This window comes from Pseudomonas sp. NPDC086251, from assembly GCF_044746405.1.
GTDB lineage: Bacteria > Pseudomonadota > Gammaproteobacteria > Pseudomonadales > Pseudomonadaceae > Aquipseudomonas.
In genome coordinates, this window is the sequence record NZ_JBIVBY010000001.1 from 710,060 (window position 1) to 722,148 (window position 12,089).

At 61.7% G+C, this 12,089-nt stretch carries 8 protein-coding genes and 1 tRNA gene; 2 read left to right on the forward strand and 7 right to left on the reverse strand.

Annotated features, from left to right (window positions below):
* Positions 1-197: 197 nt before the first annotated feature.
* Both ACIPL2_RS03135 and ACIPL2_RS03140 read left to right on the forward strand, forming a co-directional pair.
* Entirely contained in the window at positions 198-851 is a 654-nt protein-coding gene (locus ACIPL2_RS03135) for a hydrolase (RefSeq protein ID WP_401352887.1), read from the forward strand.
* Between the two features lie 64 nt (positions 852-915).
* Positions 916-2,247 (forward strand): OprD family porin, encoded by a 1,332-nt coding sequence (locus ACIPL2_RS03140; RefSeq protein ID WP_401352889.1) that lies wholly within the window; start codon positions 916-918, stop codon positions 2,245-2,247.
* Positions 2,248-2,251: 4 nt separating this feature from the next.
* Here ACIPL2_RS03140 and ACIPL2_RS03145 read toward each other — a convergent pair.
* The 7 genes from ACIPL2_RS03145 to fdnG all read right to left on the reverse strand — a co-directional run bounded on the left by ACIPL2_RS03145 (position 2,252) and on the right by fdnG (position 11,801).
* A tRNA-Sec gene (locus ACIPL2_RS03145) sits at positions 2,252-2,347 on the reverse strand.
* A gap of 478 nt (positions 2,348-2,825) precedes the next feature.
* On the reverse strand, positions 2,826-4,730 hold the full coding sequence (gene selB, locus ACIPL2_RS03150; RefSeq protein WP_401352891.1) for a selenocysteine-specific translation elongation factor: 1,905 nt from the start codon (positions 4,728-4,730) through the stop codon (positions 2,826-2,828).
* Positions 4,727-6,157 carry an L-seryl-tRNA(Sec) selenium transferase gene (selA, locus tag ACIPL2_RS03155; protein ID WP_401352892.1) on the reverse strand — a complete coding sequence of 477 codons (1,431 nt, stop codon included), beginning with the start codon at positions 6,155-6,157 and terminating at the stop codon, positions 4,727-4,729. The genes selB and selA overlap by 4 nt, the downstream gene beginning before the upstream one ends.
* Before the next feature lie 64 nt (positions 6,158-6,221).
* Positions 6,222-7,148: a formate dehydrogenase accessory protein FdhE gene (fdhE, locus tag ACIPL2_RS03160; protein WP_401352893.1), complete on the reverse strand. Its 927-nt coding sequence runs from the start codon at positions 7,146-7,148 to the stop codon at positions 6,222-6,224.
* 4 nt (positions 7,149-7,152) lie between these two features.
* Positions 7,153-7,806: a formate dehydrogenase subunit gamma gene (locus ACIPL2_RS03165; protein WP_401352895.1), complete on the reverse strand. Its 654-nt coding sequence runs from the start codon at positions 7,804-7,806 to the stop codon at positions 7,153-7,155.
* The gene (gene fdxH, locus ACIPL2_RS03170) at positions 7,803-8,738 is read right to left on the reverse strand and encodes a formate dehydrogenase subunit beta (protein WP_401352896.1); all 936 of its coding nucleotides are present in this window, start codon (positions 8,736-8,738) and stop codon (positions 7,803-7,805) included. The genes ACIPL2_RS03165 and fdxH overlap by 4 nt, the downstream gene beginning before the upstream one ends.
* Positions 8,739-11,801, reverse strand: a complete 3,063-nt coding sequence (fdnG, locus tag ACIPL2_RS03175; RefSeq protein ID WP_401352898.1) for a formate dehydrogenase-N subunit alpha — start codon at positions 11,799-11,801, stop codon at positions 8,739-8,741. It abuts the gene before it with no gap.
* Positions 11,802-12,089 lie beyond the last annotated feature (288 nt).

Sequence of the window (12,089 nt, forward strand, 5' to 3'; positions counted from 1 at the left end):
CATGTTCTGATCTTACGACTGCTGCGCAGCCGAACGCAGCCTCGCAAGCTCGACAGCTGCTACAAGGGCCCAATGCCCCACCGTGGGCCTCCTTCGCTCTTCCCCGCAAAAAAACCCAAACACAGCACACCGATTCAATATCCCCGCCGCGATCTACGTAACCATGACCTCCTCACTCACCCCGTAAGGACATCGTCATGGCCACCGCAAAAGCTGTTCCTGGCAAAACCCTGCTGACCCCGACCGACCACACGTTGATCATGATCGATCACCAGTCGCAAATGTCCTTTGCGACCAAGTCGATCGACGCCGTCACCCTGCGCAATAACGCCGCGCTCGTCGCCAAGGCTGCGCGTGGCTTCAAGGTCTCGACCATTCTCACCACCGTTGCCGAGAAGAGCTTTTCCGGTCCGATCTTCGACGAAATCAAGTCGGTGTTCCCGGAACACAACGTCATCGACCGTACTAGCATGAACACTTGGGAAGACGAGCGCATTGCCGTCGAGGTGAACAAGTTCGGCAAGCAGAAAATCGTTCTGGCCGGCCTGTGGACTTCCGTGTGCATTGTTGGCCCGGCGCTGTCGGCGATTGACCAGGGTTTCGAGGTGTATGTGATTGCCGATGCCTGTGGCGACGTCACCACCGAAGCCCATGAAATGGCCATGCAGCGCATGATCCAGATCGGCGCACGGCCGATGACCTCGCTGCAATACCTGCTGGAACTGCAACGTGACTGGGCGCGCAGTGAGACCTACGAGGAAACCGTGAAAACCTCGATCGCCAATGGCGGCGCCTACGGTCTGGGCCTGATCTATGCCAAAACCATGTTCGGTGCCTCGGAAGGCCATTAATCGTCTGCCGACCCACAAAGCGACTTCGGACCATCCGGAGTCGCTGCCCCAGGGTAATTGCCCGATGAAGCTGGCCTCGCAAAACCTGAAATCCGGCCTGCCGTTCTGGTTGTCGGTGGTGTTCGCCAGTACGGCCGGGACAGCTCTGGCTGATGAATCCGCACAAGGGTTTCTCGACGGCGCGACGCTTGAAGTGCTCAGCCGCAATTTTTACCTCAACAGTGACTACCGCTCTCCTTCGCCGGCCGACAAGAGCTACAAACAGGAGTGGGCTCAAGGCTTTATCAGCACCTTTGAATCTGGTTTCTCACCCGGCACGATCGGCTTTGGCCTCGATGCTCACGCTTTTCTGGGCGTGAAGCTGGATGGCGGCAAGGGGCATTCCGGGACGGGACTGCTGCCCGTGGACAGTGACGGCCGCAGTGAAGACAACTATTCCAGCGGTGGCGCTGCCATGAAAGTCAGGGCCTCGCGAACCACATTGACCTTCGGTGAAATGCTGGTGGAAACGCCGGTATTCGATACTGCCGATAAACGCCTGCAACCGGAGTACGCCACCGGTTTCCTGCTCAACAGCCGCGAATTCGATGGCATGAACCTGGTGGCCGGTCACTTCACGGCGTTCAAGAATCAGGACAGTTCTTCGGCCAAGGATGACTTTTACGGCTACGGCGCCAACACCGAAGCCGGCGGCATTTCGTTTCTCGGGGCCGATCTGTTCACGCAGAGCCCGGTCGGCGCAGCGCTCTACGCGTCCGAGCTGACCGATACCTGGCATCAGTACTACGCCAACCTGCACCTGAAACAGTCCGGCGTGTTCCTCGACGCCAATGTCTATCACACGCGGGACACTGGCGAAGCGCTGGCCGGCGCCATCGACAACACGGCATCGAGCCTGTCGGGCAAATACACGCTGGGTGCGCACGCCTTTACCCTGGCTTGGCAAAAAATCAACGGAGATACGCCGTTCGATTTCGTCGGTGGCGACTCGATTTACCTTGCCAACTCGATCAAGTACGCCGACTTCAATGGCGCCCACGAACGCTCCTGGCAAGCGCGCTACGACCTCGACCTGGGTCCGTTTGGGGTTCCCGGCCTGAACTTCATGACCCGCTATGTGAAGGGCAGTCAGATTGATGGCACCCATGCGCCTCAAGGCGGGGCCTATAACCCGTTCGATGAGACGGTCGGTGCGTTCGTGCCTCAACAAGGGGACGGCGGGCGGCATTGGGAGCGGGACATCGATTTGCGCTATGTCGTGCAATCCGGATCGGCCAAGGGTTTGTCGTTGCAACTGTCTCATGTGTCGCATCGGGCGAACACGGCTCAGGCCGGTGACGATATTGACCGGGTTTATGTGGTCATCCAGTACCCGCTGAGCTTCGGGCGTCTTTGAAAAATGGCGGAAGGCAGCCGGAGTCGAACCTGCCCGGGAACGGATGCCGTCCCCAACCGGGTTTGAAGCCCGGCCGCGCCACCGGGCGCGATTGCCTTCCTTGAAATCAGTGTAAATCTCTGTGGGCGCTGGTTTGCCAGCGACGGCTGTGTGGATAGTTGATGGTGTACATATCCATTCCTGCGGTAACGGCTGCTTTGGGTTACGCCCTTACGGCGTGTCACTTGGAAAAGCCCCAAGTAACCAAGGGCTTCTGCCCCTTTCGTTCGGTGCCTCGCTGTGGCTCGGCATGCCCTCGCTCCGGTCCTGCTCCGTGGGCCCGCCGCCATCGGCCATCCATGGCCGGCGGCGGCTAACCCGGCATCCATGCCGGGTTGCCCACTGCGCAGAACCTCCACTCGGCCTTACGAGGGGGCGGTGCATCAAGATCAAAAGCACGGCGGCCTACAGGCCGGCCTGATTCGTTATGGTGCCCATTCCCCCTGTAGGAGCGAGCTCGCTCGCGAAGAACGTCAATGATGGCGCGTGTTAACAGGATAAACGCGGTGCCTATGGGTCTATCGCGAGCGAGCTCGCTCCTACAGAGGTTGCGTTGCCAACGCGTTATCGAGACGGATCTGGCGTCGATCGCCAAACCGTCGGGTCAGGCCGATTCGGTCGAAGTATTCGAGAATCTGGATGCTGCGCTTGCGACCGAGGCCCACGGCATCGCGAAAGGTCGAAACCTGTATGACCGGGTTCTCGGTTGCCAGTTGCATCAGCATAGCCGCCAATCGGCGCAGCACCGCGTCGGTGTAAAACAGGTCACGAACCACTTGATGCAGCAACCCCAACCGCGCCATTTTGCGCAGCAGCAAGCGCACCGCGGCCTCATCGTGACCCAGGTCGCGCACCCACGGCGGATTGAAACCGGCCTGTTCGAATACCGGCTGCAACTGTTGCCACAACGCTTCATCGTCTGCGCTTAAACGCACCTGGTGATCCGGTAAATGCAGCCATGGCCCACTGGCGGCAATGGCGCCGCTGGCCAGCAGTTCGTCGAGCAGGCTGATGAACGTCGAGCGGTCCAGCGGGGTGCCGGTGAAGCGACGCAAGCGATCACGGTCCGGGCCCATTTGGTCCGGTTCCAGTTGATGAAAACGCGCGAGGTGTTCCAGCAGCGGCGCTTTCAAAGCGTCCCAGCGGGCGGCACTGAATAACAACGGACCTTGGCGGGTGTCGATCAAGCGCACGTCATCGGGCAACACCCACGTGCTGCGCGGACGGTTGAACTGACGCTCCAATCGCTGCGGGTCGAGCCCGGTGTCGCTGTGAGTCAGCAGTGCAGGCAGCACGGCTTCCAGACGGTCAGTCGTGGCCAGTGCCTGTAGCTGCGCCAGCCGTTCGGGACTTCGCCGTTGTCGGGTTGGCGCAAAAGGGTCGAGCACCCGGCCACCACCAAGGGTGCGTTGGGCGCTCTGGTCACGCAGGATCAAAGGATCGCCCTTCACCGCGTGCACCGGCGCCTTCAGCAGGAGCTGCGCGAACATCCGCTCACCCGGCGCCAGGCTGGAACCCTCGAGCAACGCCACCCGCCCCGTCACGTCTTGCGTACCCAAGTGAACGTGAACCGGTTGAAAATGTTCGAACGCCCGGGCTTCGCTAGCCAACACGTGCATCTCGATGTCCACACGCTGGGTCGGTGCAAACAGCCACTCGGCCAACAACCAGTGCCCACGATGAATCTGCTCCAGTGCCAGGCGTTCGGCGCTCAGGTTCAACGCCACGCGCTGGCCGGCAAACGCGCTGTCGGCGGCCTGATTCTGCGCATGCAGCCCGCGCACCCGCACCGGTTTGCCCTGCGGGCCGAGCCACAACGTATCGCCCACCGTTACCTGCCCGGACAGCGCCGTGCCGGTCACCACGATACCGGCGCCGGCCACGCTGAAGGCGCGGTCGATCGCCAGACGAAAACCACCGCTGACATTGCGTTGAAGCACCTCATGTTGCGCGTCGACCAAGGCCTCGCGCAGCGTATCGACGCCCTCTCCAGTCACGCTGGACAACGCAATCTGCGGCGCACCGGCATAAGGACCGGGCGCCAGCAACGTTTCGATTTGTTGGCGAACGGCCTGCACTCTGGCCGCGTCGACCCGGTCGCACTTGGTGATCGCGATCAATGCCCGTGGAATGCCCAGCAGTTCGACGATGGCCTGATGTTCGCGCGTCTGCGGCATGACGCCGTCGTCCGCCGCCACCACCAGCAACACCAGATCAATCCCTTGTGCGCCGGCGAGCATGTTGTGGGTGAAGCGCTCATGACCGGGCACGTCGATAAAACCGGTCAGCGCCGCGCCGGGTTCCAGCACCGCGTAGAGGTAACCAAGGTCGATGGTCATGCCGCGTTCGCGTTCTTCCCGGCGACGATCACCGGCCTGGCCGGTCAAGGCCTGGAGCAATAACGTCTTGCCATGGTCGATGTGCCCTGCCGTTCCGACAATCACTGTTGCGCGCCCTCCTCCCGCAATTGATCGAGTTGAGCCAGCCACGCCGGCTCGTCGTCCAGTTGTCGCAGGTCCAGCCACACAGCGTCGTCATCGATGCGCCCGAGCACTGGAATCGGCAAGGCACGCAGGGCCGCTTCCAGACTGTGCAGACATCGTCCGCGCAGACGCTTGGACACCTGCGGTCGCAGGCACAACGCGGCGCTCGGCAAGCGCGCCACCGGTTGGCTGCCGCTGCCGATCATGCCCAGTGCCGAAACGGCGCTGACGCTCCAGCCATCGCCCAGCACCTGCGCCAGCGACGGTTGCAGGCGTTCGGCTTGCGCCAGGATGTCGGCCTGCGGACGGGTCAGCAGGCGCAACGCCGGTAAGCGTTCAGCCAGCCGATCGGGATCGCGGTACAAGCCCAACACGGCTTCGAGGGCAGCCAAGGTCAGTTTGTCGACCCGCAATGCGCGCTTGAGCGGGTTCTTCTTGATCTTCGCGATCAGCTCTTTGCGCCCGACAATCAACCCGGCTTGCGGACCACCGAGCAATTTGTCGCCACTGAACGTGACGATGTCCGCGCCATCGATCAGCGCCTGGCGCACCGTCGGTTCGGCGGGCAGGCCCCAGCGCGTCAGGTCCAACAGGCTGCCGCTGCCGAGGTCTTCCAGCAGCGGCAGCCCATGCTTATGCGCCAACGCCGCCAGTTCCGCCGTCGGAACACGCGTGGTGAACCCCTGAATGCTGTAATTGCTCGCGTGCACACGCATGAGTAAACCGCTGCGCGGGCCGATGGCGGCTTCGTAGTCTTTGGCATGAGTGCGGTTGGTGGTGCCCACTTCGTGGAGCTTCACCCCGGCGCGCGCCATGATGTCGGGGATGCGGAAAGCGCCACCGATTTCAATCAATTCGCCGCGAGAGATGATGCCCTCCTTGCGTGCGCCCAGGCTGTTGAGCGTCAGCAACACCGCCGCGGCGTTGTTGTTGACCACGGTCACCGCTTCGGCGCCGGTCAGCTCGCGGATCAGGCCTTCGATCAAGTCGTCACGGTCGCCGCGCTTGCCGCTGTGCAGGTCGAATTCCAGATTGAGCGGATAACGGGCGGCCATCTGCACCGCTTCGATGGCCTCCTCCGGCAACAGTGCCCGACCGAGGTTGGTGTGAAGAACGGTGCCGGTCAGGTTGAACACGCGGCGGATGTGGCTGCGATGCTGAGCGGCCAAACGTTCAGCCGCCCGTCCTGCCAAGACTTCGGGAGCGATTTCAACGGCGTCGGTGTGCCCCGAAACCACTGGTGCGCGCAGGTCATCGAGCAATTGCCGCAGACTGCTCAGCAGCGCGTCACGCCCATAGCGCTCGGCCAATGGCTGGCACGCGGGATGGCGCAACAAGCTGTCGATGGAGGGTAGCCGCAGGGTTGAGCTGGCAGATCTGGAGGACATCAGGCGCTCCCGCAAACGTTGACCGTCGCGCCTGAGTGTAGCCGCTGCGCTTGAAGGGATAAGCTCAGTCGCCTCCGGGTGCCAGCAACAGATTCGGCGCCAGGCGCAGGTAACCTTCCTGCTCCAGGCGCATGTCCAGCATCAGGCTGGTCAGGTCCGCCGACAGCGCTTCGGCCTCGGCGTCGTTTTCCAGATAAAGCAGTTTAAGGTAGCTGCGGCAACCGGGGCAGACTTCCGCGCGCAACGGTGCCTGATTGGCGGCGTGACGGTCGTCATCAAGGCTGACGTATTCCAGGCCTTTGCTCTGTTCGCAGTACACGCACTTGACCCGCACCACGTGCCATTCGCAGGCACACAGCGAGCACACCAGGTAGCGTAAACCGTTGTATTTGCCGCGATGGCGAATCACCCCGGCCATGGCCGGCGAACCACAGGCCGGGCATTGATTGAGGCTGTCGCCGGGTTTCAACGCAAGGTCTGGCGTGTGCAGCAGCCAGTGACTCCAGGCCGCTTGCAATGCAGCGCCGAGAAACGGTACCAACGCTGCCGGCACCAGCGCGTACTGACCGCTGACCAAGGCAATCGCCCATGCCTTGCGTTGCCCGGCGTCGGCACCGCGCAACGTCGCCACGGCGTTCTCGACCGCCGGTTGCGTGGGTGACGGGCAATGCTGCAACAACGCGTCGAGCCACGGCAACCAACCGTCCTCGCGCGCCAGGCTGTCGGCGGCAAACGGTGGTAAGCCATGTTGCTGGCACAGTCCCAGGCGTTCGGGATCGGGCATGGCCGATACCGGTGGAGCGTCCAGCAAACCCTGCTGCACGTGGCACAAATCCGCCACCAACTTCAAGTAATCGGCCAGTGGATTGCCCTCGGCCAGGCGTTCCAGGCGCAAAGCCCGCAGGGTGAACAAGTTGTTCGGTGGCTGATGCAGAAACGGCGGTGAACTCGCCGCCGCTTCGATCTCTCCAGGCTCAAGAATGGTCGCCAAGGGGTTATCCTTTTTTGCTGATCGGCCGCTCGGGGTTTTCGTCGCGGGTCACTTCGCGGTACCAGAGTTCATGGTGCTTCTTCGCCCAGGCGCGGCTGACCCAGCCATGCGTCATGGCGCTGACCGAGCCCTTGATCCAGATGCCGGCGTAGATGTGCACGATGATGCTCAGTATCAACACAAATCCGGCCAACGCGTGCAGCAGCATGGCCCAGCGAATCGACGTAATGCCGAAGTAATCGCTGAAGTACACCCGCCAGATCACCAACCCGCTGAACAGCAACACCAGCATGCACAGCAGCAAGGTCCAGAACAGCAGCTTCTGTCCGGGGTTGTATTTGCCGATCGCGGGTACGCCCTCTTCTTCGTTGCGGATCACCCGCCCGACGCGCCGCAGCCACAAGCGGTCATTGCTGATAAAGAAGTTCGCCCGGAAGAATTGAATCACCAATCCCAGAAACAGCACGAACATCACCACGCCCAGGAACGGATGCAGAATGCGCGTCCACGGCCCGCCGCCAAACAGGTTGCTCAGCCAGAACAGCGCCGGGTGGAACAACGCCAGCCCCGACAGCGCCGCCATGAAAAAGAAAATCGCCACCAGCCAGTGGTTGGTGCGCTGGTTCGAGGTGTAGCGCAGGATCTGTCGGCGGATCATGGTCTGTTCTCCCCGCGCGGATCAAAGGTGTGTACCGACGGATCGACTTCATGCACCGCAGGATCGACGGTGGTCGGCAGTTCGTCCTCCTCGGCCACTTGCGGCCCGACCCGCACGTAGTGAAAGAACCCGGCCAGCACCGCCAAACCCATGGCCAGCAAGCCCAAGGGTTTGCTCACGCCTTTCCACAAGTCCACCAACGGACTGATGGTCGGAGCGCTTGGCAGACCGGCGTACAACTTCGGCGTGTCGGCGTGGTGCAGCACGTACATGACGTGGGTGCCGCCGACGCCTTCGGGGTCATACAGGCCCGCGTTGTCGAAGCCACGACTTTTTAGGTCGACGATGCGCTCCGCCGCGTGTTCCTTCATGTCTTCCTTGGTGCCGAAGACGATGGCGCCGGTTGGGCAGGTTTTCACGCACGCCGGCTCAAGACCCACCGCCACCCGGTCCGAACACAAGGTGCATTTGTAGGCTTTGTGATCCTTTTGCGAAATACGCGGAATGTTGAACGGGCAACCAGTGATGCAATAGCCGCAGCCGATGCAATGGTCCTGGTCGAAATCGACAATGCCGTTGGCGTGCTTGATGATCGCGCCGGGGCTGGGGCACGCCGTCAGGCAACCGGGCTCGGCGCAGTGCATGCAGCCGTCCTTGCGGATCAGCCATTCGAGGTTGCCGGCGTCGGTTTCGTGCTCGGTAAAGCGCATCAACGTCCAGGTTTCTGCGGTCAGGTCCTGGGGATTGTCGTAGGTGCCGTGGTTGTGGCCGACGTCGTCGCGCAGCTCGTTCCATTCCGAGCAGGCGACCTGGCAGGCCTTGCATCCAATGCACTTGGTGGTGTCGATCAGCTTGGCCACTTCCTCCTGATTGCGCACAGACGACGGGAAAGTAGTCGTGGCCGAACGGGCGATGATGTCTTGGCTGGCCATTTAGACTTTCTCCACGTTGACCAGGAATGACTTGGATTCCGGGGTCTGAGTGTTGCCATCGCCGAGGAACGGCACCAAGGTGTTGGTCAAGTAACCGTGACGCGTGAGCCCGGTGAATCCCCAATGCAGCGGGATACCGATCTGATGCACCACTTGGTTGTTGACCTGCAACGGTCGGATCCGCTTGGTCACCACCGCCACTGCTTCGATGAAACCGCGCTTGGAACTGACCCGTACTTTGTCGCCGGCAACGATGCCCTTTTCTTTCGCCAGCACTTCACCGATCTCGACGAACTGCTCCGGTTGGGCAATCGCGTTGAGCTTGCAGTGCTTGCTCCAGAAGTGGAAATGCTCGGTCAACCGGTAGCTGGTCGCGGCATACGGATAATCCTTGGCCACACCGAGGCTATCCCACACCGAATCGAAGATCCGCGCCGCCGGGTTGCTGGTGGCTTTCTTGTTGTCCGGGTGCAGCGGGTTGATCCCGATCGGCGTTTCGAACGGTTCGTAGTGCTCAGGGAATGGTCCTTCGTTCATCTTGTCGACGGCGAAGAAACGCGCCACGCCTTCGGGGTTCATGATGAACGGGTTCATCCCGGCTTCCGGTGCCGAGTCGGCCTTGAAGTCGGGCACATCGGTGCCGGCCCAGACCTTGCCGTTCCACCACACCAGGCGCTTTTTCTCGTCCCATGGCTTGCCTTGCGGGTCGCAAGAAGCTCTGTTGTACAGAATCCGTCGGTTCGCCGGCCAGGCCCAGGCCCAACCCTGGTGTTGTTTCATGCCATACGGATCACTGTTGTCGCGTCGGGCCATCTGATTGCCGGTTTCGGTCCAGCTGCCACAGAAAATCCAGCAGCCTGACGCGGTGCTGCCGTCGTCCTTGAGTTGGCCGAAACCGGCCAGTTGCGCGTTGGCCTTGATCGCCGCGCCGGTGGCATCGGTGATGTCGGCGGTGGCGTAGCCGTTGATTTCCTTGGCCAGTTCTTCCGGCGAAGGCTCATCGGGGATCTTGTACGGCCACGACAGTTTGAGGATCGGTTCGGCATAAGCGCCGCCATTGGCCTGGTAACGCTGACGCAGGCGGATGAACAACTCGCTCATGATCCGCACGTCGGTGCGCGCTTCACCCGGTCCGTCCGCGCCTTTCCAGTGCCATTGCAGCCAGCGGCTGCTGTTGACCAGCGAGCCGTCTTCTTCGGCGAAACAGGTGGTGGGCAAGCGAATCACTTCGGTCTGGATGTCGGCCGATTTCACGTCATTGTACGGCCCGACGTTGCGCCAGAACTCCGAGGTTTCAGTGGACAGCGGGTCCATCACCACCAGCCATTTCAACTTGGCCAGCGCCGCCATCACCCGGTTCTTGTCAGGCAGCGCGGCGATCGGATTGAAGCCTTGGCACATATAGCCGTTGACCTTGCCCTGGCCCATCAGGTCGAAGACCTTGAGGATGTCGTAGTTGGGGATGTCCAGTTTTGGCAAATAGTCGAAAGCCCAGTTGTTCTCGACGGTGGCGTTGGTGCCGTACCAGGCTTTCATCAGGCTGACGTGGAATTTGCTGTAGTTCTGCCAGTAGGACAACTGCCCCGGACGCAGCGGTGTTTGCGTGCGTTTGACGATGTAGGCGTTGTAGTCCTGCTCCGCGTCCTGCGGCAAGGTCAGGTAGCCCGGCAGCGCATTGGACAGCAGGCCCAAGTCGGTCAAGCCCTGGATGTTGGAGTGCCCGCGCAAGGCATTGACGCCGCCGCCCGGCATGCCGACGTTGCCCAGCAGCAGTTGCACCATCGCCGCGCTGCGGATGATCTGCGAGCCGATCGAGTGCTGGGTCCAACCCAGCGCATAGAGAATCGTCATGGTCTTGCCCGGTTGCGAGCACGTGGCGATTTCTTCCCAGATTTTCTGCATGGCGTCGACCGGCATGCCGCAAATCTGGCTCGCCAATTCAATGTTGTAGCGGCTGTAATGCTGCTTCATCAGTTGATAGACGCAGTGCGGGTCTTGCAGGGACGGGTCGACCTTGACGAAGCCGTCCTCACCGAGCTCATAGCCCCAGCCGGACTTGTCGGTGTAGGCGCGCTTGGCCACGTCGTAACCGCTGAAGATCCCGTCCTCGAAGCCATACCCGGCTTTGACGATGAACGAAACGTCGGTGTAGTTGCGCACGTACTCGTGCTGGATCTTGTTTTCGGTCAGCAGGTAGTTGATCAGCCCTCCCATGAAGGCGATGTCGGTGCCGGTGCGAATCGGCGCGTAATAGTCGGCCACCGAGGCGGTCCGGGTAAAACGCGGATCGACCACAATCAAGCGCGCCTTGTTGTGCGCCTTGGCTTCGGTCACCCATTTGAAGCCGCACGGGTGCGCTTCTGCTGCGTTGCCGCCCATCACCAGGATCAGATTCGCGTTACCGATATCGGTCCAGGTATTGGTCATGGCACCACGGCCGTACGTCGGGGCAAGACTTGCCACCGTCGGGCCGTGTCAGACACGCGCCTGGTTATCGAACCCCAGCATGCCGAGGCTGCGAACCACTTTATGGGTGATGTAACCCGCTTCGTTGGACGCCGCGGAAGCCGCGAGGAAACCGGTGGTCAGCCAGCGGTTCACCGTTTGGCCCTGCGCGTTCTTCTCGATGAAGTGGGCGTCGCGGTCGGCCTTCATCAGGTCGGCCACGCGATCCAGCGCTTCATCCCAGGAGATTCGCGTCCATTCGCTGCTGCCAGGCTTGCGTACCTCGGGGTACTGCAAACGGCTGGGGCTGTGAATGAAGTCCAGCAGGCCCGCGCCTTTGGGGCACAGGGTGCCGCGGTTGACCGGGTGGTCGGCGTCGCCTTCGATGTGGATGATGCTTTGCGCGACATTCTTGGCATTGTCGCCCTGGCTGTACATGATCACGCCACAGCCGACCGAGCAGTACGGGCAGGTATTGCGGGTCTCATGGGTGTGGGCGAGTTTGAAATGGCGTACCTGCTCGGCAAAGGCTGGCGGGGCCATGCCCAGCGCGCCCAGGCTCGAGCCCGCAAGGCCGATACCAGCGACCTTGAAGAACTGACGACGGCTGAGGTCCATCGTGCACTCCTGATCAGGTGATGACCCGGTACTTAAGCCGGGTTTTTCTGGACAATCACGGTGGCGGCAGCGTGGCTACCGACACTTGAATTTTAGACAGGGCTGTCGAATTCGCCACGAGAGCCGACCGTCGGGCACCTCATTCCCTTGTGGGAGCGGGCTTGCTCGCGAAGGGGCCGGCAGATCCAGCATTTATATCGACTGACACGACGCCTTCGCGAGCAAGCCCGCTCCCACAGATTGTGGTGTTCGGGCCTCTTGCGTTATCGCGCAGGCTCGCTCCCGCGG